The organism is Arthrobacter sp. Soil764 (assembly GCF_001428075.1).
Taxonomy (GTDB): domain Bacteria; phylum Actinomycetota; class Actinomycetes; order Actinomycetales; family Micrococcaceae; genus Arthrobacter.
In genome coordinates this window covers 1-21817 of sequence record NZ_LMSI01000005.1, presented here as the reverse complement: position 1 = coordinate 21817, position 21817 = coordinate 1, and the positions used below count along the sequence as shown (strand labels likewise).

The 21817-nt window shown below is 66.0% G+C and carries 21 protein-coding genes and 1 pseudogene; 9 read left to right on the top strand and 13 right to left on the bottom strand.

The genetic code is table 11. The features are described 5' to 3' along the window. Window positions 1-8: 8 nt before the first annotated feature. Window positions 9-1655, top strand: a complete 1647-nt coding sequence (locus ASG86_RS04970; protein WP_056331129.1) for a DNA repair helicase XPB — start codon at window positions 9-11, stop codon at window positions 1653-1655. Between the two features lie 16 nt (window positions 1656-1671). On the opposite strand, the gene ASG86_RS04965 is transcribed toward ASG86_RS04970, so the two are convergent. Together ASG86_RS04965 and ASG86_RS04960 are read right to left on the bottom strand one after the other, a co-directional pair. Beyond that, a complete protein-coding gene (locus tag ASG86_RS04965) occupies window positions 1672-2541 on the bottom strand; it encodes an FHA domain-containing protein (protein WP_056331126.1) in 870 nt (289 codons plus the stop codon). Between the two features lie 5 nt (window positions 2542-2546). After that, a complete protein-coding gene (locus ASG86_RS04960) occupies window positions 2547-2804 on the bottom strand; it encodes a hypothetical protein (protein WP_056331124.1) in 258 nt (85 codons plus the stop codon). 252 nt (window positions 2805-3056) lie between these two features. Between ASG86_RS04960 and ASG86_RS04955 the strand changes: the two genes are divergently transcribed. The 4 genes from ASG86_RS04955 to ASG86_RS04940 all read left to right on the top strand — a co-directional run bounded on the left by ASG86_RS04955 (window position 3057) and on the right by ASG86_RS04940 (window position 6237). Beyond that, window positions 3057-3557: a DUF427 domain-containing protein gene (locus ASG86_RS04955; RefSeq protein WP_056331121.1), complete on the top strand. Its 501-nt coding sequence runs from the start codon at window positions 3057-3059 to the stop codon at window positions 3555-3557. A gap of 73 nt (window positions 3558-3630) precedes the next feature. Further along, window positions 3631-4341: a response regulator transcription factor gene (locus ASG86_RS04950; protein ID WP_056331118.1), complete on the top strand. Its 711-nt coding sequence runs from the start codon at window positions 3631-3633 to the stop codon at window positions 4339-4341. A 2-nt stretch (window positions 4342-4343) separates the two neighbouring features. Beyond that, on the top strand, window positions 4344-5846 hold the full coding sequence (locus ASG86_RS04945) for a sensor histidine kinase (RefSeq protein ID WP_056331116.1): 1503 nt from the start codon (window positions 4344-4346) through the stop codon (window positions 5844-5846). A 103-nt stretch (window positions 5847-5949) separates the two neighbouring features. Beyond that, entirely contained in the window at window positions 5950-6237 is a 288-nt protein-coding gene (locus tag ASG86_RS04940) for a WXG100 family type VII secretion target (protein ID WP_056331113.1), read from the top strand. A gap of 25 nt (window positions 6238-6262) precedes the next feature. Here the strand turns inward: ASG86_RS04940 and ASG86_RS04935 are convergent, their stop codons facing one another. Then, on the bottom strand, window positions 6263-7363 hold the full coding sequence (locus tag ASG86_RS04935) for a ribonuclease HI family protein (RefSeq protein WP_056331110.1): 1101 nt from the start codon (window positions 7361-7363) through the stop codon (window positions 6263-6265). Window positions 7364-7659: 296 nt separating this feature from the next. On the opposite strand from ASG86_RS04935, the gene ASG86_RS04930 reads away from it, so the two are divergent. Then, window positions 7660-8970 (top strand): ABC transporter substrate-binding protein, encoded by a 1311-nt coding sequence (locus tag ASG86_RS04930; protein WP_056331107.1) that lies wholly within the window; start codon window positions 7660-7662, stop codon window positions 8968-8970. Window positions 8971-9052: 82 nt separating this feature from the next. On the opposite strand, the gene groL is transcribed toward ASG86_RS04930, so the two are convergent. The 5 genes from groL to ASG86_RS04905 form a co-directional block, all read right to left on the bottom strand. Beyond that, the gene (groL, locus tag ASG86_RS04925; protein ID WP_056331105.1) at window positions 9053-10687 is read right to left on the bottom strand and encodes a chaperonin GroEL; all 1635 of its coding nucleotides are present in this window, start codon (window positions 10685-10687) and stop codon (window positions 9053-9055) included. Window positions 10688-10977: 290 nt separating this feature from the next. Beyond that, a complete protein-coding gene (locus tag ASG86_RS04920) occupies window positions 10978-12258 on the bottom strand; it encodes an ABC transporter substrate-binding protein (RefSeq protein WP_056331102.1) in 1281 nt (426 codons plus the stop codon). Then, on the bottom strand, window positions 12258-12464 hold the full coding sequence (locus ASG86_RS04915) for a cold-shock protein (RefSeq protein WP_156386126.1): 207 nt from the start codon (window positions 12462-12464) through the stop codon (window positions 12258-12260). The genes ASG86_RS04920 and ASG86_RS04915 overlap by 1 nt, the downstream gene beginning before the upstream one ends. 166 nt (window positions 12465-12630) lie before the next feature. Beyond that, a complete protein-coding gene (locus ASG86_RS04910) occupies window positions 12631-13272 on the bottom strand; it encodes a LytR C-terminal domain-containing protein (RefSeq protein ID WP_056331096.1) in 642 nt (213 codons plus the stop codon). 50 nt (window positions 13273-13322) lie between these two features. Then, window positions 13323-13652 carry a DUF3263 domain-containing protein gene (locus ASG86_RS04905; protein WP_018769531.1) on the bottom strand — a complete coding sequence of 110 codons (330 nt, stop codon included), beginning with the start codon at window positions 13650-13652 and terminating at the stop codon, window positions 13323-13325. A gap of 154 nt (window positions 13653-13806) precedes the next feature. Here ASG86_RS04905 and ASG86_RS04900 point away from each other — a divergent pair, with 154 nt between their 5' ends. Together ASG86_RS04900 and ASG86_RS04895 are read left to right on the top strand one after the other, a co-directional pair. Further along, window positions 13807-14577, top strand: a complete 771-nt coding sequence (locus tag ASG86_RS04900; RefSeq protein ID WP_056331093.1) for a uracil-DNA glycosylase — start codon at window positions 13807-13809, stop codon at window positions 14575-14577. Between the two features lie 14 nt (window positions 14578-14591). After that, window positions 14592-15431 (top strand): siderophore-interacting protein, encoded by an 840-nt coding sequence (locus ASG86_RS04895; protein ID WP_056331091.1) that lies wholly within the window; start codon window positions 14592-14594, stop codon window positions 15429-15431. A gap of 19 nt (window positions 15432-15450) precedes the next feature. On the opposite strand, the gene ASG86_RS04890 is transcribed toward ASG86_RS04895, so the two are convergent. The 3 genes from ASG86_RS04890 to ASG86_RS04880 all read right to left on the bottom strand — a co-directional run bounded on the left by ASG86_RS04890 (window position 15451) and on the right by ASG86_RS04880 (window position 19553). Next, window positions 15451-16938 carry a threonine/serine ThrE exporter family protein gene (locus tag ASG86_RS04890; protein ID WP_056331088.1) on the bottom strand — a complete coding sequence of 496 codons (1488 nt, stop codon included), beginning with the start codon at window positions 16936-16938 and terminating at the stop codon, window positions 15451-15453. A 33-nt stretch (window positions 16939-16971) separates the two neighbouring features. Beyond that, window positions 16972-18288, bottom strand: a complete 1317-nt coding sequence (locus tag ASG86_RS04885) for a peptidoglycan bridge formation glycyltransferase FemA/FemB family protein (RefSeq protein WP_056331085.1) — start codon at window positions 18286-18288, stop codon at window positions 16972-16974. Between the two features lie 131 nt (window positions 18289-18419). After that, window positions 18420-19553: a lipid II:glycine glycyltransferase FemX gene (locus tag ASG86_RS04880; RefSeq protein WP_082566676.1), complete on the bottom strand. Its 1134-nt coding sequence runs from the start codon at window positions 19551-19553 to the stop codon at window positions 18420-18422. 154 nt (window positions 19554-19707) lie between these two features. Between ASG86_RS04880 and ASG86_RS04875 the strand changes: the two genes are divergently transcribed. Then, complete coding sequence (locus ASG86_RS04875) at window positions 19708-20220, top strand: TspO/MBR family protein (protein ID WP_235565102.1); 513 nt, start codon at window positions 19708-19710, stop codon at window positions 20218-20220. Between the two features lie 52 nt (window positions 20221-20272). Here the strand turns inward: ASG86_RS04875 and ASG86_RS04870 are convergent. After that, window positions 20273-20514: pseudogene (locus ASG86_RS04870) on the bottom strand (L-serine ammonia-lyase, iron-sulfur-dependent, subunit alpha); the annotation flags it as partial. Between the two features lie 15 nt (window positions 20515-20529). Beyond that, window positions 20530-21817, bottom strand: a 1288-nt coding sequence (locus tag ASG86_RS04865; protein ID WP_056331364.1) for an L-serine ammonia-lyase, incomplete at its 5' end; no start/stop codon positions are given.

Genomic DNA, 21817 nt, shown 5'->3' with positions numbered 1-21817 from the left:
TCCCCCGCGTGACCGACGGACCCCTGATCGTCCAAAGCGACAAAACCATCCTCCTCGAGGTGGACCACGAGCTGGCCACTGAGGCCCGGCACGCCATCGCACCGTTCGCGGAACTGGAGCGGGCCCCCGAGCACATGCACAGCTACCGGCTGACCCCGTTGGGACTGTGGAATGCACGCGCCGCCGGATTGGATGCGGAAAAGGTGCTGGACGCGCTCCTGAAGTACTCGCGCTTTCCGGTTCCGCATTCGCTGCTGATCGACGTGGAGGAAACCATGTCGCGGTACGGCCGGCTGCGCCTCGAAAAGGACCCGCGCCACGGACTGGTCATGCGGACGGACGACTATCCGGTCCTGGAGGAAGTGATCCGGGCCAAGAAGATCGCGCCGCTGCTGGGCCCGAGGATCGACGGCGAGACGGTGGTGGTGCACGCCTCCCAGCGCGGGCAGCTCAAGCAGCTGCTGCTCAAGATCGGCTGGCCCGCAGAGGACCTGGCCGGCTACGTGGACGGCACCCCGCACCTGATCTCGCTCAACGAGGACGGCTGGGAACTGCGCCCCTACCAGCGCCTGGCCAGCGAAAACTTCTGGGCGGGCGGCAGCGGCGTAGTGGTGCTGCCCTGCGGCGCCGGCAAGACGCTGGTGGGGGCCGCCGCCATGGCCACCGGGTCCACCACCACGCTGATCCTGGTCACCAACACCGTCGCCGCCCGGCAGTGGAAGGACGAACTGCTTCGGCGCACCTCCCTCACGGAGGAGGAAGTGGGCGAATACTCCGGGGCCCTCAAAGAAGTCCGGCCGGTAACCATCGCCACCTACCAGGTACTGACCACCAAGCGCGGCGGCATCTACCCCCACCTGGAGCTGGTGGACGGGCACGACTGGGGACTGATCATCTACGACGAAGTCCACCTGCTGCCGGCACCGATCTTCAGGATGACCGCAGACCTGCAGGCCCGCCGCCGGCTTGGGCTGACCGCAACGCTGGTGCGCGAGGACGGGCGCGAGGGCGAGGTGTTCAGCCTGATCGGGCCCAAGCGGTATGACGCGCCCTGGAAGGACATCGAATCCCAGGGCTACATCGCGCCGGCCGACTGCGTCGAGGTCCGCGTCGACCTGCCGAAAGACGAACGCGTTGCCTACGCCATGGCCGACGACGCCGACAAGTACCGGCTGTGTGCCACCTCCGAATCCAAGACGCAGGTGGTGGAACAGCTGGTGGCACGGCACGCCGGAGAGCAGCTGCTGGTGATCGGCCAGTACATCGACCAGCTGGACGACCTCGGCGAGCGCCTGCAGGCACCGGTGATCAAGGGCGATACCTCCGTCAAGCTACGGCAGAAACTCTTTGACGCGTTCCGCGCCGGGGAACTGCAGACCCTTGTGGTGTCCAAGGTGGCCAACTTTTCCATTGACCTGCCGGAGGCCTCGGTGGCCATCCAGGTCTCCGGCTCCTTTGGCTCCCGGCAGGAGGAGGCGCAAAGGCTGGGGCGGCTGCTGCGGCCCAAGAAGGACGGCCGGGCGGCGCGCTTCTACTCGCTGGTGGCACGGGACACCCTGGACCAGGACTTCGCCGCCAAGCGCCAACGGTTCCTGGCCGAGCAGGGGTATGCCTACCGGATCATGGACGCCAAGGACGTGCACGCGGCGGAGTAGCCAGCGTGCACGCCACTCACGTCACGCCCTCGGAGCTGTCCCGCTCCACGGTCCCTGTCCTGGGATCGAGCTGCGGACGTTCGTAGGCCAGCTCCCCGCCGCTGCGGCCGCCGTAGGGACGGCCGTGGTCCGCAAACTCCTCCCGGAAGAAGGCCAGGCACCACTGCCCCATCTGGATCCTTGCCCCGGTCCGCAGGACAGATGGTCCGGTCCGGGAGACGCTGCCGCTCACGGGGCCGTTCGGCACCAGGACGTATTCGTCCTGCCCGTCGTGCCTGATTTCGGCGTGCAGCTCCTCCAGGCCGTCCAGCCGGACATCCGCCCCCGCACCGCTGCCGATCGTTGTCACGTCCTCCGTCAGGGTCACCTCCCGCGGGATCTGCCCGGTCCAGGTCGCGGCGTCCTGGACAAAGATCAGCCGCGGCCGCCCGCCGCCCCTGGCGTAGTGGGTGGTGGTGATGCGGCGCTTGATCTTCCGCTGGACGGTAGGCACCAGCGGCAGGGGTGTGGACGGCGGCAGCAGCGGCAGGCCTTTGGGCTTCCGCCTGCCCTGGCGGACCAGCGGCAGCAGGGAGCCGAGCTTCCCGAGCTTGATGTGGGGCGAACGCGTAATCAGCCGCTGGGAGGCAGGGCTGTCAACCTTGCCCAGGCTGAGGATGTTTCCATCAGGGCCGGCCACCGTGATGCTGACACCCTTGCCGGCCAGCAGCTCTGCCAGTGGTTTGATCTCCTCAAGTGAGGGCAGTCCACCGCCGGTCAACGGTGCCAAACCCGCCAGGGACACCGTTACTTCCGTTCCCGCAGCCTTGGCGCTGCCCGTTGTGACAGCCCCCGCCGCATCCGTGTAGGAGAAGTCCAGATTAAGGTCCAGGCGGTACTCCGGCATGTCCGTCAACCGCGGTTCGCGTCCGACCCCGCGGCATCCCTGTCACTGGTGGTGACGCGCAGGCTGCCGTTGAGCTTCCACGTGGCACGCGGGGCATCGGGGCCGATGTCGCGTGGAACTTCCACCGTCATATCGATGAACTGGTAATTTATGGCGGCGCCTTTGCCGGTGAGATAAGACCACATCTCCTCGGCAAGGTCGGCCCAGTCACGGATGCTGCGGTCGTTGGCTGTTGCGTTTTCAGAAGCACTCAGGTCAGTCATGATGGTCTATCCCCTTCGATGGGCCAGGAATTATGGGGTAACTACCGTGTTGGTGCAGGTCACCGGCAGCGGTGGAGGCAGCGACAGGTGATCCGTTGGAACGCTGGTGCCGGGCTTGGCCGCCCGGCAAGCATCACTGTATTCCCGGGTGCAGTGCTGCGGAAGACGCGGGGCGGTGAACGTTCTTGCCGTGAATTGGGTTCCCGCATGCGGAGGCGTGCGGAACAGCGGTCCCGGACGCACACTGGAAGCATGAGTCCACGAATCATTCCCGACGTGCCAGGGCCCGGCCAGGAGTCCGTCTGGGACTATCCCCGTCCACCGCGGATCGAACCGAGCACCGAACGGGTACGCATCGTCCTGGGCGGCGAGGTCATCCTTGACACCACCGATTCCCTCCGCGTTCTTGAGACCAGCCATCCACCGGTGTATTACGTGCTGCAGTCGGCATTTGTCCCCGGCGCGCTGGAACCCGCTGCGGGCAGCAGCTTCTGCGAGTTCAAGGGCGCGGCGGATTACCTGACCGTGCGCGGCGGCGGGAAGGAGGCGGAGGGCGCCGCCTGGTCCTATCCCGAGCCCGCGTCCGGGTTTGAGGTGCTCGCTGACCGGGTTGCCGTTTACCCGGGAAGGATGGATTACTGCGAAGTGGACGGGGAACGGGTGCGTGCGCAGCCCGGCCGCTTCTATGGCGGCTGGATCACCAGCCGGGTGGTGGGGCCCTTCAAAGGGGAGCCCGGAACCATGGACTGGTAGGTGCAAGCCTGCCCTCATCATGCTCACAACGAATATCCAGACAACTCCCAGACACTGGGAGCATGATGGGAGCATGAACAAGAACGGTCCAGAAGCCAGGCTGCTCGTCGTCGATGATGAACCCAACATCCGAGAGCTCCTCTCCACCTCATTGCGGTTCGCCGGCTTTGAAGTGGTCTCCGCCGCCAACGGGCGCGACGCCCTGGCCGCAGCGGACACCCACGCCCCTGACCTGGCCGTACTGGACGTCATGCTCCCGGACATGGACGGATTCACCGTGACCCGCCGGCTCCGTGCCTCCGGAAAGCACTTCCCGGTCCTCTTCCTCACGGCGAAGGACGACACTGAGGACAAAGTCACCGGCCTTACGGTAGGCGGCGACGACTACGTGACCAAGCCCTTCAGCCTCGACGAAGTGGTGGCCCGGATCCGCGCCGTGCTCCGCCGGACGCAGCCCCTCCTGGACGATGACGCGGTGATCCGGGTCGACGACCTGGAACTCGACGACGACGCCCACGAGGTGCGGCGCGGGGGCACGGTCATCGAACTCTCCCCCACCGAATTCAAGCTGCTGCGCTACCTCATGCTCAACCCCAACCGGGTCCTGTCTAAGTCGCAGATCCTGGACCACGTCTGGGAATACAACTTCAATGGCGACGCCTCCATCGTTGAGTCCTACATCTCCTACCTCCGGCGGAAAGTGGACATCGACCCGGAGGCGCCTGCCCTCATCCAGACCAAGCGCGGCGTGGGTTACGTGCTGCGGACGGCTGAAAAGCGCTGACCTTGCTTAAGCGGTGGAAATCGGCCTCGCTCAGGTCGCAGCTGGTGGCCATGATCATGGCCCTGCTGATCGTGGCCCTGACGGTCACCGGGACGGTCACGCTGACCCTGCTGCACAGCTATCTCCAGGGCCAGGTGGACGACAAGCTGAATGCCGCCGTCGACTCTGCCCGGAAACAACGCTCGTTCACCCAACTGCAGGCACCCAGTTCCATTCCCACCGACTATTCGCTGATGCTCTTCGCCCCGGGTGAGGAGCCGTACACGTTCGGCGGGAATCCCGCCGACCACCCCGACATCAGCGCCATCACCGTGGAGCAGGCACAGGCCCGCGGGCTGGCGCCCTTCCAGGTCCGCGGGACTGACGGCGAAAACTGGCGGGTGGTTGCCGTAACTGTCCAAAACGGCCAGACCACCGCCGTGGTGGTCATCGGACTGCCCCTGGAGAGCGTTGACGATGTCCTCAAGCATGCCACCCTGGTGGTCACCGGCGTGGGCCTGTTGACGCTTCTGCTGGCCTCACTGATTGCCAGCTGGACCGTGTCGCGGTCATTCCGGCCCCTGGCCCGCGTGGAGAAGACGGCTGCTGCGATTGCCGCCGGTGACCTCTCCCGCCGTGTTGAGGTGGAGAACCCGGCAACCGAGCTTGGCAGGCTGAGCAGTTCGCTGAATGCCATGCTGGCGCACATCGAGACCGCGTTCGCTGCCCGGACCGCTTCCGAAGCACGGATGCGCCGCTTCGCCGCTGACGCATCCCACGAGCTGCGCACTCCCCTGGTCACCATCCGGGGATTCTCCGAGCTGTACCGCCATGGCGCCCTCGCCACGGACGAAGACGTTGCCACCGCCATGGGCAGGATCGAAAGCGAAGCCAAACGCATGGGGTCCATGGTGGAGGACCTGCTCCTGCTGGCCCGCCTCGATGAACAGCGGCCGCTGCAGCAGAAGCCGGTGGACCTTCAGCTCATTGCGCACGACGCCGTGGTTGACACCCAGGCCAGTGACCGGTCCCGGCTCATCACGCTCACCGGGCTCGACGACGGACCGGCGGCACCGGCCCCGGTGCTTGGGGACGAGGCCAAGCTGCGCCAGGTGGTGGGCAACCTCGTGGGCAACGCCTTGCGCTACTCCCCTGAAGGCAGCCCCATCGAACTCGCCGTCGGAGTCCGCAGGACCGACGCCGGGGAACGTTCGGTCATCGAAGTGCGGGACCATGGGCCGGGCATTTCGGAAGAGGATGCAGCCAAGGTCTTTGAACGCTTTTACCGGGCTGACACCTCCCGGACCAGGGAAACGGGCGGCAGCGGCCTTGGGCTCGCCATCGTGGCGGCAATCGTGGGATCCCATGGCGGGTCGGTAAGGGTGGAAAAGACCGACGGCGGCGGCGCCACACTGGTGGTCAGCCTTCCGCGGCGTGAGGACGCAGCCAGCACTGACGGCGTGGACGGGCAGGACACTGCTGCCCCTGCCGAAGCCACTGGCGGCGGATCAGTTATCCACATATAGCCGCCGGCCATGGCTGGCTCCTGCCCCTGCTCCATAGGCTGATTCCAGCAGCCCGGATCCGCCGGGCGCGGGCGTTCCCGCCCGCCGTTCGAAAGGGACAGCCATGAGCATCATTTCCGTCGACACTGAATTACTGCAGCTGAAATCCGCCAACGTCCAGGCAACCGTGGACCGGATCAGTACCGATGTGCAAACAATGAAGCGCGGCCTCGACGAACTACAGGGTTCATGGCGCGGTTCCGCGGCCACCAGCTTCCAGGCGCTCGTCACCGAATGGACCATCACCCAAGGCCGGGTGGAGGCGTCGCTGGCATCCATCAACGCGGCCCTGGCCTCTGCCGCCGCCACGTATGTCCAGGCCGAGCAGGGGAACACGCAGCGGTTCAGCTGACGATCCGGTCCAGCCGGATGGGGACCTAGGCTTCCGGCGTTCCCTGATGGAACCGCAGCCGCCACCGGCCGCCGTCCAGGACCCACAGCGAGCTGCGCAGCGTGGTACCGGAGCGGGCGAAGCTCCGGTAGGTGAGGAGGACGGCGCCGGCGCCGATGCGGTCAACACCCAGGATCTCGATGTCGGTCCGTTCTCCTGGGTCCTCTTCGAGGGCCATCATCATGGCGTCCCGGGTCCAGACCCTTCCGGAGCTGCCGATCTCCATGAAGTCCGGGTGCAGCAGGACAGCGGTCCGGCCGATATCCCCCCGGACCAGTGGCCCCAGCAGCTCGCGTTCGAGTTCTTCCACCAGGGCCTCGGGCGGGATGGAGCCGGCCTGCTGCGTTGCCTCGGCCTCTTCAAGGGCTTCGCTGTCCAGTTCACTGAACAGGTCCAGTTCATCGAAGGCAGCGACCGGTTCAGGTATGGCCGGGGGCCGGCCGCCGCCCGCCGCAGGTGCGCCGGCGCCGGGTCGCGTTGCCTGGCGCGCAGATGCAGCGGCCGGGATGTCAAGGGTGGCGGAAGGGATGTCCAGGGTGGCGGGCTGCAGGCCACTGCCGGAGGGTGCCTGGGCATTCGCGGCACGCCCGGAAGCGGCTTGGTGTGTGCCAGGATGGTGTCCGCCGGGGAAGCCGGGGCCGGACCTTGCTGCCACTCCCTGCTGGTAGGCAGTCGCCGCGGCCCTGGCCCGTTCGTCGGCAGCCTCGTTCAGCTCATGGCCGGCGTGGCCCTTGACCCACTCAAACGTGTAGGTCCGGCCGGCCAATGCGCGGTCGAGTTCCTTCAACAGTTCCACGTTCAGGACGGGCTTTCCATCAGCCTTGCGCCAGCCCTTGCGCTTCCAGCCCGGCATCCACTTGGTAATGGAGTTGATGACATACTGGCTGTCGCAAAGGATGCGCAGGTCTTCCCCGGGCAGATGCGCGGTTGCGCGCAGGAGGTCAAGGACAGCCATCAGCTCGCCCTGGTTGTTGGTACCGTGCGGCCAGCCGCCGGCCCGCCAGCAATCGTCATTCACATACCAGGCCCAACCGGCCGGGCCGGGATTTCCCAAGGCCGAACCATCAGCCGCTGCAGTAATCGTCACCAATCCATCCTGCCAGAAGCCACGGACAACGGAATGCCACTGGCGGCCAGGATCCCGAACGGTCGACCCCGCCCTTGCGCGCTTGGCAGGCTCGCGTGCCGGGCCAGGTCCGTGGGCGCGAACGCGGAATAGGCACGACCTCCCTCACGTGCGGGAAAACGTTTACCGAATGTTCTTGACGAAAGCGGCGGCCCCGCGAAACAATCACAGCATTACCTAAGAAAGCGGTTTCTCACTGGAGTGGTCAACAACCATTGCTGCCCCCACGGAGAGGAGCCAATCCGGAAGGAACATCAATGAAGATTCCAGTCGTAAGCCGACGCCGCTTCCAGATGGGTGCCGCCGCACTGGCCCTCTCCATCCTGGCCACCGGCTGCGGAGCCCCCGGCGGGTCAGGCGACAACGGCCAGGTCACCCTGCGGTTCGCCTGGTGGGGAAATGAATACCTGAACGCACAGACGGACAAGGTCATCGCGGCCTTCGAAGCATCGCACCCCAACATCAAGATCAAGGCCGAACCGGGCGAATGGTCCAGCTACTGGGACAAGCTGGCAACCAAGACTGCCGCCAATGATGCGCCGGACGTCATCCAGATGGACCAGAAATACATCGCAGAGTACGGCGGCCGCGGAGCGCTGCTGGACCTGTCCAAACAGAACGGCATCGATACCTCAAAACTGGACAAGGAAGCACTGGCCTCCGGCCAGTACGACGGCGCCCAGTACGGGCTGAGCACCGGCCAGAACGCCTACGTCATCATGGCCAACACCAAGGTCTTCCAGGACGCGGGAGTGCCCGTTCCGGACGACAAGACGTGGACGTGGAAAGACTTCGTGGAGACGGCGGCGAAGATCAGCGCAGCAGGAGACGGAAAGAGCTACGGGGCCGCTTATGGGAGCAACGAAGCCGACCTGATCATCTGGCTCCGCCAGCACGGGGAGAACCTGTACTCGGCGGACGGCAAGCTCGACTTTGAGACCGCCACTGCGGCCTCCTTCTGGGAACGGCTGAAGGAACAGCGCGACTCCAAGGCCAGCCCGCCGGCCACCGTGGCCACCGAGGATGCAGGCGCCGGCCTCGAAGAAAGCCTGTTCGGAACGAACCGGGTGGGCATGGCCTGGTGGTGGACCAACCAGCTTGGTTCGCTTCAGGCCACCACCGGCAGCAGCATCAAGATGCTGCGGGCCCCCAGCGTCGATGGAACCTCGGCCGGCAACGGCATGTACTACAAGCCCAGCATGTTCTGGTCAGCGTCCTCCCGCTCAAAGCATCCCCAGCAGGCCGCCGAGTTCATCAACTACCTGACCAACAGCCCGGAGGCGGGCGCCATTTTGATGACCGACAGGGGCGTCCCCACCAACTCGGAAATCGTTGCCGGCATCACCCCGCAACTCAAGCCGGCCGACACCACCGTGGTTGGTTTCCTGAAGGACCTGGGGCCGGACATCAAGGAGGCACCGCCGGTCCCGCCGGTAGGTGCAGGCAGCGTCCAGAACGTCATCAAGCGGTACACGGATGAAGTGCTGTATGACCGGATGACTCCGCAGGCTGCGGCGGAAGCCTTTAAAGAGGAAGTCCAGGGAATGCTGGACTCGGCCCGCAAGTAATTCCACCGGACACAAAAATGCGGCCCCCTCACAAACGAGGGGGCCGCATTTTGTTTAGCGGGACAGGTCCCGGCAGGAAGGCTTAGAAGCCGCCCATGCCGCCCATGCCGCCCATGTCGTCTCCGCCTGCGGGAGCAGCGTTCTTCTCCGGCTTGTCAGCCACCACTGCTTCGGTGGTGAGGAACAGGCCGGCGATCGAAGCCGCGTTCTGCAGGGCAGAGCGGGTTACCTTGACGGGATCGTTGACGCCGGCAGCCAGCAGGTCGACGTACTCGCCGGTTGCTGCGTTCAGGCCGTGGCCTGCGGGGAGGCCGCGGACCTTGTCCACAACCACGCCGGGCTCGAGGCCTGCGTTGAAGGCGATCTGCTTCAGCGGGGCGTCGATGGCAACACGGACGATGTTGGCACCGGTTGCCTCGTCGCCGGACAGCTGAAGGTTGGCGAATGCCTTGGCGCCGGCCTGGATCAGGGCCACGCCGCCACCGGCAACGATGCCTTCTTCAACTGCAGCCTTGGCGTTGCGGACTGCGTCCTCGATGCGGTGCTTGCGTTCCTTGAGCTCAACCTCGGTGGCGGCACCGGCCTTGATGACTGCCACGCCGCCGGCCAGCTTGGCCAGGCGTTCCTGCAGCTTCTCGCGGTCGTAGTCGGAGTCTGAGTTCTCGATCTCGGCGCGGATCTGGGAAACGCGGCCTGCGATCTGGTCGGCGTCGCCGGCACCTTCGACGATGGTGGTCTCGTCCTTGGTGACAACAACCTTGCGGGCCTGGCCCAGGAGCTCCAGGCCGGCGTTCTCCAGCTTGAGTCCAACCTCTTCGGAAATGACCTGGCCGCCGGTGAGGACGGCGATGTCGGCCAGCTGGGCCTTGCGGCGGTCACCGAAGCCCGGAGCCTTGACGGCGACGGACTTGAAGGTGCCACGGATCTTGTTGACGATCAGGGTGGCCAGGGCCTCGCCCTCGATGTCCTCGGCGATGATCAGCAGCGGCTTGTTGGACTGCATGACCTTTTCCAGGACAGCAACCAGTTCCTTGACGTTGGAGATCTTGGAGTTGACGATCAGGATGTACGGATCCTCGAGGACCGTTTCCTGGCGCTCGGTGTCCGTGACGAAGTAGGCGGAAATGTAGCCCTTGTCGAAGCGCATGCCTTCGGTGAGCTCGAGTTCCAGGCCGAAGGTGTTGGACTCCTCGACCGTGATGACGCCTTCCTTGCCCACCTTGTCCAGGGCTTCGGCGATGAGCGCACCAATCTCGTCGTCACCGGCGGAGATGGAGGCGGTGGCCGCGATCTCTTCCTTGGTTTCGATTTCCTTGGCGGAGTTCAGCAGCTCGGCGGTGACGGCGTCAACGGCCTTCTCGATGCCGCGCTTGAGGGACAGCGGGTCGGCGCCGGCGGCAACGTTGCGCAGGCCTTCCTTGACCAGGGCCTGTGCCAGCACGGTAGCCGTGGTGGTGCCGTCACCGGCGACGTCGTCGGTCTTCTTGGCAACTTCCTTGACCAGCTCGGCGCCGATCTTCTCGTAAGGATCGTCCAGCTCGATCTCCTTGGCGATGGAAACACCATCGTTGGTGATCGTGGGGGCGCCCCACTTCTTTTCGAGGACGACGTTGCGTCCACGCGGGCCGAGGGTGACCTTAACGGCGTCGGCGAGGGTGTTCAGGCCACGCTCAAGGCCGCGGCGTGCCTCTTCATCAAATGCAATGATCTTGGCCATAACGGCAGTAGTCCTTTCGGGACAGTCGTTAAGAATGAACCTTCGCTGCAGTGCCCGCGACGGACGATCCTTTGACGGCGGCCTCTGTATGCCTCCGGGTGCGGATCTCACTGAAGTGAGGTGTTTCTTTCGCTCCTCGACCGGTGCCACGCGCTGCCGGCCGGGACCAGGCTTTGCTTTAGCAGTCGGTACGTCAGAGTGCTAACTCAATAATTAGCACTCCCCAGGTGAGAGTGCAAGCGAAAAGACGCCGGGCTGCCGGGTAAAGGGAGTCGCTTCGCCCAGGGCGATCAGCCAGTGCGTCCGGCCGTCTCCCGGCCTGTGGGGCTGGGGTTGTTGTCCGGGCCATATCTGTAGACGGAGAAAACGGCGCTGGTGATATCCCCGTTGGAATCGAAGGCAACCGGGCCCGATTCGCCGTCGTAATTGATGTCCCGGCTGGCGGCGAGCCCGCCCAGGCACTCCTTGTAGGTCAGGCACGGGGCAGGCCCCGATGCGCCCGCACTGCCACTCCCCGCAGGTGCAGTCCCTCCCGATACCGGGATCAGGTTGGCAGCGATGGAGCGTCCCGCGTCATCCTGGGCCCTGGCACCGGCCAGTGCCGCCAGCGTTACGGCGTCGTAGGTTTCAGCCGCATAGGAAACATCCTTCAGGGATGGATCCACGGCCAGGAGTCTTCCCTGGAAGGCGGCGGTGGGCAGCTGGCCGGGGACCACGGCGCGGGCGCCGTCCAGGACGCGGGAGGCGAGCCCTGACCCGTAGCGGGCGAAGCCGCCATCGCTGAGGATGATTTTCGAACCGTTGAGGCCGGAATTGTTCAGCTCGGCCAATGCCCCCTGCGCACCTTCCCGGGCAATGAGGACGACGGCGTCCGGGTTGGCCTTGGCGGTGGAGCGTGCGGCCTGGGCGGCATCACCGGGCTTGAAACCGGCCCCGGGCAGGACCGTGAGGCCGGACTGCCGGGCAGCCTCCGTGACGGCAGCCGAGAGGTCCTTGCCGTAGGCGCCTTCCTGGTGCAGCACGCTGATGGTGGCCGCCCCGGCGTCCCTGGCGAGCTTGGCAAGCACGGGCCCTTGTGCGACGTCGGCGGCAGCGGTGCGGAAGTAGTAGCCTCCACTGGCGATTCCGGAGAGGGCGGCAGCGGTGTTGGCCGGCGAGATGAGGGGTATATGCGCGCGGGACAGGACGTCCACAGCGGCGGTTGCGTGGGTGGAATCTGTCGGTCCAATGACCACATCCGCTTTGGCGTCCACCAGGTCACTCGCCTGCCCTGCGGCTTCCCGGTCGGGACGCGCCGGGAGCAGCTCCACCGGCCGGCCTTTGTGTCCGCCGGCTGCGTTGATCTCCTGGATGGCCAGCTTGGCGGCGGCCAACTGGGGCGCATTAAGGAAGGCGTTGTTGCCGGTGTTGTCCAGGATCAGGCCCACCCGCAGCACACCGTCTCCGGAGGCTTCCGCTGTGTCCACCCTGGCGTTGCCGCCGGCCCCCGAACATGCCGTGACCGCCAGGACGGCTACCAGGGAAACGGCCAGTGCCGGACGGACGCGGACTGCGGACCTCTGAAACAGCATCACTGGGCGGGCCGGACGTTTTCCGCCTGGGGGCCTTTTTCGCCCTCCCCAAGGTCCAGCTGCACCCGTTGTCCTTCATCGAGGGCGCGGTAGCCCTCCCCCTGGATCGCGGACCAGTGGACAAAGACGTCGTCACCGGAGCCGTCAACGGTGATGAAGCCATAGCCCTTGTCAGCGTTGAACCATTTGACGGTTCCCAGTGCCATGATGAACAACTCTTTCCGTTGGGGGCCGGGTGGGACCGGACCGTGGGGCTTAGAGCCGGGCCGGCCCTGGCCTGGAAATCACTCTAGCCAATCCCCGCAGCCCGGCGCTGACAGCGGCCTGCCGTGGACCAGGAACGTTATGCAGGCGTGACTGGAGCGGGTGCGGCTACCGGTATCCGGGGCCCAGCACTACCACCAGCGGCACCTGGAATTCGGTGCTGCTTACCACTGTGGGGATGTTGAGCAGCTCGGCAAGCGCCTGCGCGCTGGCCAGCTGCTGGGGGCCGGAGTAGAAGATCACGGAGGATTTCTGTGGGGCGCCGGACCAGTTGCCCACCTGGCCCAGGCGCCACCCGTCAGCCTGGACCGTTCCGCCCACCCGGCTGGCCAGGCCCGCAGTGCCTGCGGCGTTATAGACGGCAACGGCCTGGGTCCTGTCGACGACGGCCTGCGGGGTGGTTGCGGAAGGTCTCGCCTGGGGCTCTGGGTCATTGCTCTGGGTTGGCGCGGACGAAGCAGACGGCGCCGGCACAGCAGGAGGAGCGGATGCCTGGGTGGCCGAGGGGGTGGTTCCGGTGCCGGCCAGCGGGGCGGACTCCACGTTTGCCGATGCCTGGCTCACCGTGGCGTTCAGCCCGAGCTTGGGAAGGATCAGGAAGGACACCAGCCCAATGGCCAGGGCCGCCATTCCCACCGCCAGGATGGGCCAGAGCCGCACCCGGGACGGGGCCGAGGCCGTCCGGTGGACACCTTGTCGCGACGCGGCCTCCGGGACCTTGTCGAATTCATCGCGGGCGTATCTGGTCATGGTGGAAGGACATCCTTGTTGATTGCGGCGGTTGTCCCGGCCTGGGCGTATTAAGCGTCTGATCCCAGGCGCCGGGCGGTGCGCGCGCGGTGGCGCGACGTACGTAGTCTACGCAATCTCTTCACCAGCATGGGATCGTGGGCCAGGGCATCCTCCCGGTCGATCAGGGCGTTGAGGAGCTGGTAATAATGCGTCGCGGAGAGGTCGAACAGGTCGCGGATGGCCTGTTCCTTGGCCCCGGCGTACTTCCACCACTGCCGTTCCAGGGCCAGCATCTGCTGTTCCCGCTCGGAGAGGGAGGACTCACGGAGGGTGAAATCCGCCAGGAGGGACTTCCGCGGATCCTGCTCCGGCAGGTGTTCCCGGGCCGGTTCCGCCACGGCACACTCCTTCGCTGGTTACGGTAAATGTCTTACCCCCATGCTACCGGTCGAATAACACCAGTGTCATTCGCCGCCGCCCCGCTGGAGGTTGGGGCCGTCGGGAGGTCTTTAGCCGAACGCCCGCAAGGAGGGCGCCTGCAAGAATGGAACGATGTTTGAATCGGACGCGCTCTTCGAGCTGGAGCAGGACCCGGCGGACGGAGCCCGCTTCGCAGACCTGGCTGCCCTGCCCCTGGCGGAGCTCATGGCTCCGGACTGGACGGCGGCCCTGCAGGGCGTGGAGGGCAAGCTCCGGTCGGTCCTGACCTTCCTGGCCGCTGAAGAGGCGGCGGGGCACCAACTCCTGCCGCCGCCGTCGAACGTCCTGCGCGCCTTCCGCCAGCCCTTCGAGGACGTGAAGGTCCTCATCGTTGGGCAGGACCCGTACCCCACGCCGGGACACGCCGTCGGCCTGTCATTTTCCGTCGAGCCGCACGTCCGGCCCCTCCCCCGCAGCCTGGTGAACATTTACAAGGAGCTTGAGTCGGACCTTGGCATTCCGCCGCGTGCCCATGGCGACCTCTCGGCGTGGACGGAGCAGGGTGTGCTTCTCCTGAACCGCGTGCTCACTGTCAGGGCAGGCTCGGCGGCTTCCCACCGGGGCAAGGGCTGGGAGGAGATTACGACGGCGGCAGTCACCGCCCTCGCCAACCGTCGGGCTGCGGACGGGTCCAGGAAACCGCTGGTGGCGGTGTTGTGGGGCAAGGAGGCCGAGGGCGTCCGGCCGCTCCTGGCCGGTGCCCCCGCCGTCAGCAGCCCCCACCCAAGCCCGCTGTCCGCCTCCCGCGGTTTCCTTGGCTCCCGGCCGTTCAGCCGCGTCAACCAACTGCTGCGTGAACAAGGTGCGCCGGCCGTAACCTGGGAGCTCCCGCCGTCGCCCTAGCTTAGGCTTGCCTTATGAGCACCGTCCCCGCCGCCACCAGCGCCACGAAGAAGAGCCGACCCCAGGTCAACCTGACCGTGCTGCGCAAGGAGCAACTGTCGCCGCACATGGTCCGGATCGTGGCCGGCGGAGAGGGCTTCAGCGACTTCGCCAACAACGGCTTCGCGGACCGGTACGTGAAAATCGTCTTCCCCCAGCCCGGCGTGGATTACCCCTCCCCGCTGGATCTGTGGGCTGTCCGGGAAACCATGCCGCGCGAACAATGGCCGTTCACCCGCACCTACACACTGCGATGGGTGGACCCGGAGGCACGGGAGCTGGCCATCGACTTTGTGGTCCACGGCGACGAGGGCCTGGCGGGTCCCTGGGCAGCCGCGGCCCAGCCCGGCGACAACCTCACGTTCACGGGCCCCGGCGGCGCCTACAACCCCAACCCGGACGCGGACTGGTACCTGTTCGCAGGAGATGAAGCGGCGCTGCCGGCCATCGCCGCCTGCATCGAGGCGCTGCCGGCCGACGCCACCGGCCTTGCCTTCCTTGAGGTTGGTTCCGAGGCCGACATCCAGCCCATCTCCGCTCCCGCCGGGCTGGACATCACCTGGCTGGCCCGCAACGGCACTCCTGCAGGTTCCAGCGACCTGCTGGCCAAGGCAGTGGCGGACGCCGAGTGGCCCGGCGGCACTGTGGATGTGTTTGCGCACGGCGAACGCGCCTACATGAAGTCCCTCCGCGAAGTCTTCTTCAAGCAGCGCGGGCTGGAGCGCCGGCAGGTGTCACTCTCCGGGTACTGGGCGCAGGGCCGGGTGGAGGATGTATTCCAGGCCGAGAAGAAGCTCCCCGTCGGCCAGATCTAGGCGGACCTGCTGCTGAAGGCTAGCGGCGGCGGGCCCGGCGCCGCTCGTTGCTTGCAAGGCTGCGGGTCAGCGGGCGGGCCAGCACGTCGCCCAGGACGATTCCCCCGGCCGTTCCCAGCACGATCGCCCCGGCACTGAGCATTCCTCCCGCGCCGGCCAGGATTTCGGACTCCTCGACGGTCAAGACATACATGGAACGGAATATAGTGAGGCCCGGCAGCAGGATCAGGGCGGCGGGAACTGCCACCACAAGCTGGGGCGCCCCCATCCGCAAGGCAACCACCCTTGCCAGCAGCCCAATGACGACGGCGGCGATGGCAGGGGCGAAACGGTCGCCGATGCCGAGCAGGCCGCAGCCGAGCAGCACGAGGTAGCCCGCCACGCCGACGCCTGCCGTGGGCAGCAGGAGCTTCCAGGTGGTCTGTTCGGTGATGCCGATGGCCATCACTGCAGCGGCCACGAAGATGATGAGGACCCACAGATCATAGGCGGGCGGGAAGGTCTGCGTGACGTCGATGCGCTGCAGCCCGGTCAGCTCCCCCACCACGAAGGCCACGGCGATCCCGGCAACGATCGCGCCGAACGTCAGCAGGGTGGAGAGGAACCGTCCGGCCGCCGTCACCGGGAAGCCGTTGATGGCGTCCTGCACCGAGGACACCAGGCGTCCGGTGGGCAGGAGCAGCAGGATGCCGCCCACCACCACGATGGACGGCGACGCGGTGAGACCGAACTGCCAGAGCAGCAGCGCCAGCATGGTGACCACGAAGGAGCAGCTGGCGGTGATGAAGAAGTCCGGCACCCGCCAGCGCCCCAGCTGCCGGGCCAGCAGGCTGATACCGATATTGGCCGCGAAGGCAACTGCCGAGGAAACGGGACCGCCACCGAGCACGCCGACAAACACGGCGGCGAAGATGCCGAAGGCCACCGTGACCATCCAACGCGGGTACGGCTTGGGGCTGGTGATGGCCTCGTTCAACCGGCGGATCGCTTCGTCACGGCCCACGCCGCCTGCCACGATGTCCGTGACCAGCTGGTGCACTTTTGCCAGGCCGGCATAGTTGTTGGTCCAGGACCGCACCACACGCAGCAAGGCGATGGGGGTCTGGTCCTTGGGCGCGTAATTGATGCCCACGGACTGGTTGGTGATGTCCACTTCGATGTTCTTCAGCCCCAGGGCCGCGGTGACGGCGATGATGCTGGTCTCCACTTCGAGGGCGCCGGCACCGTACCGGAACATGGTCTCGGCCAGGTGCAGGGCGAAGTCCAGGGTTTTCCGGGCGGACGTATCCACGCCACCCACCTGGATGGTGGGGTTGGCGTACGGGCTGCCGGCCAGCCGGTCCACGATGCTCAACGGTGCCGTTGGCGGGTTCTCCCCCTGTACCAGGCGGCGCAGCATCCTCTTGGCGGCAGCATCCTGCCGAAGCTGCGCAGGGGTCAGCGGTTCAGTCTTGGGCAGGCCGTCAGTCTTCGGCCTGTGCCCTGGCCGTGCGGGCCGGTCGGTCATGCCCGTTTCCTCCCTGTACGCGGTTTATGACGGTCAGGCTGCACGCTTCAGGGGCAGCTTGCCCAGCAGCGCGCGGGCGGCCGCCGCAGCGGACCTGGCAAGCCGGTTGGCGTGGAAGACGGCGGGCCGGACCGGCAGGACGAAGTCGCCCACCAGCTGGACCACTTCCCCGCCGAATCCCTTCTTGAATTCGTAGCCGCCGTGGCCTTCCTCGTCCTGGCCGGAGATGCCGAAGGTGCCGTAGAAGTTGTACCTCGGGTATCCCTTCTCGAGTGCATGCAGCATCATTCCCCAGTACAGGGAGGTGGCGCCGTTGAAGTAGATGTAGTCCTGGACGGTGCCGCCGATGACGCACACCACCTCGTCGCCGTAGCAGACGAAGTGGATGGCTGCCACGGTGGCAGTCCCTACCGAATCGGGGAACCTTTCGATGTCCTTCAGGCTCCGCTCGTAGCTGTCCACCAGGTCCTGGACCACTTTGAGGCGGTTGGCTTTCTTCTTGCTGCCGGTCTCCTCCACCTCACGGCGGAGATCTGCTGCGGTGGCGGATTCGGTGGCCAGGCGCTCGGTGATGGATTTCCGGTATGCCGGGATGTCGATCTTGGCCATCATCAGCTTGGTGAATTCCGCAGAGGTGGTGCGGAGCAGGTGTTCGTAGTATTCGCGTTCGCGGTAGACGAATCCCTTTTCGTCACCGGCACGGCTCAGGGCGCCGTAGAAATCGTCCAGGGTTTCCAGGGTGGCCTGCTCCAGGAAGACGCCGTTCTTTTCGGCCTTGCGGATGGCTTTGCGGGTCCGGTAGCTGGTGCTCATGATCAGTTCTTCGGCGTCCTGGATGCCCACCAGGTTCTTGATGAACATCCAGTTGACGTTGACGAAGTTCATGTCCAGGCCCTGGTGCCGGAACCCCAGCCGTTCCAGGTCGGCCACCAGGGGCCGGTTGTCCTCGATCTCGGGGTGCTCGGCGCCGTCAGCATCGCGGGCGATGTACCTGGCGTTCGGCGAGATCCGGAGTTCGGCGGCCTTGCGGCGTGCCGCGTGCTTGCGCAGAAGTTCGACGACGGCACGTACCTGTTCACTGTCCGTGTAGTCCATGAGGGGGCCCTTGGCGCATTCGCAGACGGTGTACCCGAGGCGGGTGGTGGTGTAGTTCAGCTTTCCTGCTGCCACCAGTTCCCCGTTGCGCCGGACGCCGAAGAGTTCCACCTGCTGGCCGCGGGACCGCTGGAAGCGGGCAAAATCGATGGACTGCAGGAAGCTGTTCTGCGGGTGCTTCAGGGCGAAGGCCTCAAATTCGGCGTCGCTGAGGTTGGCGTACTCAAGCCCGGTAGCGGCGGTAACTGGATTCAAGGGGTGACCTTCTTCTGGACTCTTCGCGGCCTGGTGGGCACGCGCTGGACGGGCGGTGTTCGGAGCGGGCCGCAACGGATGTGTACGGGGCCTGCTGGGTCGCGTTGGTTTTTCGGTGTGGCGGCGTCAGGTCAGTAGAACTGCTGGCCGGTCCTTGCGGTTTCGATGCGGCGGAAGACCTTTTCGCCGCCCTTGACCCAGAGCCGGTGCCGCAGCGGGGAAAGGACGAAGTCGTGGCAGCCGACAAAGTCGGTGACTGTCTTGGTGAAGCTGGTCTTGAACATGCCCATTCCGTAGAGGTTGTGGGTCTTGTCCTTGATCCGTGCAGCCGGCGGGGTTCCGCAGAAGTCGTATTCCGTGCAGCCGAGCTCCTGCATCCGCCGGATGGCGGCCCACTGCACCAGGTGCGAGTCCCCGTACTGCTTGCGGTTCTGCGTGGAACCGCCGTCCTTGTAGGTTGCCTTGGCACCGTAGTTGATGACGAATGCGCCAACGCTGGGTTTTCCGTCCTCGTAGGTGAAGAAAAAGTTTCCCTGGCCGCGGTTGCAGAACTCGTCCCAGAACCGTGCGTAGTAGTCGTAGCTGCGCAGGGGCATGGATCCCTTGGCGTTGACGGTGTTGGCCATCAGGTCGTACAGGGCGCGGTAGGATTCAGGTCCTTGTTCCTGCCGGACCACCTGGCAGCCCTCGCGCTCGGCGCGCCGGACGGCATTGCGGGCGCGCGAGGAGATGGCTTTGAAGACTTCCTCCTCAGAGCCGGAGATGTCCAGCAGGGCGGTGGAGTCGTTGGACTGGATATTGGGCGCCTTGACCAGGCCGGCTTCGCGCAGTTCCTCCTGCGCCTCGTCGGAATCGATGATGTCCGGCTCCACCTTGATGGTGAAGACGTTCAGCTTCCTGCTGCGGACAAAGGATGCGCAGGCTTCAAGGGCGGCTCCAAGGTCCGCTGCAGCCGCCAGGTCGGGGCCCTTGATCAGGTACCACAACCGTCCCAGGACGGGGAAGCTCCTCTCCAGCACCAGGTTGTAGCTGGCGTTTCCGTCGCCTTCCAGCACCAGGAACCGGACTTTCCAGCCACTTCCGTTCTTGACCGATGCGTAGGCTGCGGACTGCAGCATATTGCCGCCGTTCGGGTTGGCCGTGACGTGCTTGTCCCAGTTTTCGATTTCCTCGGCGGTGGCAAAACGTGCGGTGAATTGTCGCAAGGGGGCCTTGTCCAATCGGGTCTGTGCGCGGTTTCTGTACTTCTGGATGCGTGCGGACATGCAGCCTCAAGTCTAAAGCCTGATGTGCTTCCGGCATTTCCCCGCACGGCGGGACAGCGCGCCTTCCGCCGTGCCGGGTGCCCGCTTGACGGCGCTGTTGGCGTTGAACAAGGGTTGAGGCATGAGGCCGAATGGGAAAGAAACCACAGCTCGCATGGGAAGCGGCAGGCAGCCCTACAGCGCCGGGATTCAGGTGGCCGCGCTCATCGGATTCCTGGTGGCGTCCCTGGTGGTGGCAGCACTGGGGGGCCTGGCTTCCGCGGCCAATGTCACGGGCTGGTACGCCACCGCCGACAAGGCACCGTGGTCCCCTCCCAACGGCGTGTTTGGCCCCGTCTGGACCATCCTCTATACCGCAATGGCCGTGGCCGCCTGGCTGGTATGGCGTAAGCGGACCAACCGGACACGGTCGGCGCTGGCCGCCTACGCCGTCCAGCTGGTCCTCAATCTCGCCTGGACCCCGGCGTTCTTTGCCCTCTACCCCGCCCTCGGCACACCGGCATTGTGGCTGGGGCTGGTCGTCATCCTTGCCCTGATTGCCGCCGTCGCGGTAACGGTCCTGTTTTTCGGCCCCATCAGCCGGACGGCCGGACTGCTCCTGCTGCCCTACATGTCATGGCTGGTGTTCGCTGCCAGCCTGAACTGGTGGGCGGCAGCGCACAACTAGGCGCAGGGAACACCAGTCAGCTGCCGTGCCCACCGTGCCGTGTTGGTGGTGGTCAGCATTCGACGACGTTGACGGCGAGGCCGCCCATGGCGGTTTCCTTGTATTTGGAGGACATGTCCTTGCCGGTTTCGCGCATGGTGATGATGACTTCGTCCAGGGAGACGCGGTGGGTGCCGTCGCCCCAGAGCGCCATTTTCGCGGCGTTGATCGCTTTCGCGGCGGCGATCGCGTTCCGTTCGATGCAGGGGACCTGGACCAGCCCGCCGATCGGGTCACACGTCAGGCCCAGGTTGTNCGGGTTTGTTGTGGTCAGCATTCGACGACGTTGACGGCGAGGCCGCCCATGGCGGTTTCCTTGTATTTGGAGGACATGTCCTTGCCGGTTTCGCGCATGGTGATGATGACTTCGTCCAGGGAGACGCGGTGGGTGCCGTCGCCCCAGAGCGCCATTTTCGCGGCGTTGATCGCTTTCGCAGCGGCGATCGCGTTCCGTTCGATGCAGGGGACCTGGACCAGCCCGCCGATCGGGTCACACGTCAGGCCCAGGTTGTGTTCCATCGCGATCTCCGCGGCGTTCTCCACCTGCGCCGGGGTCCCGCCCATCACCTCGGCCAGGCCCGCGGCGGCCATCGAGGACGCCGAGCCCACCTCGCCCTGGCAGCCCACCTCGGCCCCGGAGATSGAGGCCTGTTCCTTGTAGAGCACCCCGACCGCGCCGGCGGCGAGCAGGWACTTCACCACCACGTCGTCCCGGTCSGYYTGGCTGGCCCGGTCCATACCGGGGGCGAAGTGCAGGGCGTAGAACAGCACCGCGGGAATGATCCCGGCCGCGCCGTTGGTCGGGGCGGTGACCACCCGGCCGCCGGAGGCGTTCTCCTCGTTTACCGCCAGGGCCACCAAGTTAACCCACTCCTGCCAATACCGGGGGTCGAAGCGGACSGCGTCCCAGTCCCCGTCCTGCTCCTCGTCCCGGATRTCGGCGGTTTCCTTYTTSAGCCGTTCGTACCAGTCMGGGGCGCGGCGGCGGACCTTCAACCCGCCCGGCAACACCCCGTCACGCTTCAGGGAGGTGGCCACACAGTTTTCCATCACCGACCAGATGTGCAGCAGCCCCGCCCGGATCTGCTCCTCGGTGCGGGAGGCTTTCTCGTTCACGAGCATCACGTCGGCGATGCCCAGCCCGGTCACCGCGCAGTGCTCCAGCAGTTCCGCGGCGGTCCGGAACGGCAGCGGCAGTTCCTGTTTGGACGCGTCCAGTTCCTGCTGCGCCGCGTCCTCCTCACCCTCCCGGACGATGAASCCGCCACCGACCGAGAAGAACGTCGCCGCATGCAGCACCGAACCWTCTGCATCGGACACCGTGAACGTCATCCCGTTCGTGTGCCGCGGCAACACCGTCAACGGCCGCARCACCATGTCCTTCACCCCATACGGCAACGGCACCGCACCGGCCAGGTTCAGCATCCCAGTCTCCTCGATCGAGGCCAGCCGCTCCTCCACCTCCGCCGGCAGGATCAGCTCCGGATGGAACCCCTCCAACCCCAACAGCACAGCGGTCATCGTCCCGTGCCCGTGCCCCGTCGCGGCCAGCGACCCA

Excerpts from the sequence above, each read along its gene's own strand:
- ASG86_RS04950 (WP_056331118.1), top strand. The coding sequence starts at position 3,631 with ATGAACAAGAACGGTCCAGAAGCCAGGCTGCTCGTCGTCGATGATGAA.
- ASG86_RS04915 (WP_156386126.1), bottom strand. The coding sequence starts at position 12,464 with ATGGCACTGGGAACCGTCAAATGGTTCAACGCTGACAAGGGCTATGGC.
- ASG86_RS04895 (WP_056331091.1), top strand. The coding sequence starts at position 14,592 with ATGAGCACCGTCCCCGCCGCCACCAGCGCCACGAAGAAGAGCCGACCC.
- ASG86_RS04900 (WP_056331093.1), top strand. The coding sequence starts at position 13,807 with ATGTTTGAATCGGACGCGCTCTTCGAGCTGGAGCAGGACCCGGCGGAC.
- ASG86_RS04960 (WP_056331124.1), bottom strand. The coding sequence starts at position 2,804 with ATGACTGACCTGAGTGCTTCTGAAAACGCAACAGCCAACGACCGCAGC.
- ASG86_RS04920 (WP_056331102.1), bottom strand. The coding sequence starts at position 12,258 with ATGCTGTTTCAGAGGTCCGCAGTCCGCGTCCGTCCGGCACTGGCCGTT.
- ASG86_RS04910 (WP_056331096.1), bottom strand. The coding sequence starts at position 13,272 with ATGACCAGATACGCCCGCGATGAATTCGACAAGGTCCCGGAGGCCGCG.
- ASG86_RS04930 (WP_056331107.1), top strand. The coding sequence starts at position 7,660 with ATGAAGATTCCAGTCGTAAGCCGACGCCGCTTCCAGATGGGTGCCGCC.
- ASG86_RS04880 (WP_082566676.1), bottom strand. The coding sequence starts at position 19,553 with ATGTCCGCACGCATCCAGAAGTACAGAAACCGCGCACAGACCCGATTG.
- ASG86_RS04875 (WP_235565102.1), top strand. The coding sequence starts at position 19,708 with ATGGGAAGCGGCAGGCAGCCCTACAGCGCCGGGATTCAGGTGGCCGCG.
- ASG86_RS04890 (WP_056331088.1), bottom strand. The coding sequence starts at position 16,938 with ATGACCGACCGGCCCGCACGGCCAGGGCACAGGCCGAAGACTGACGGC.
- ASG86_RS04965 (WP_056331126.1), bottom strand. The coding sequence starts at position 2,541 with ATGCCGGAGTACCGCCTGGACCTTAATCTGGACTTCTCCTACACGGAT.
- ASG86_RS04955 (WP_056331121.1), top strand. The coding sequence starts at position 3,057 with ATGAGTCCACGAATCATTCCCGACGTGCCAGGGCCCGGCCAGGAGTCC.
- groL (WP_056331105.1), bottom strand. The coding sequence starts at position 10,687 with ATGGCCAAGATCATTGCATTTGATGAAGAGGCACGCCGCGGCCTTGAG.
- ASG86_RS04940 (WP_056331113.1), top strand. The coding sequence starts at position 5,950 with ATGAGCATCATTTCCGTCGACACTGAATTACTGCAGCTGAAATCCGCC.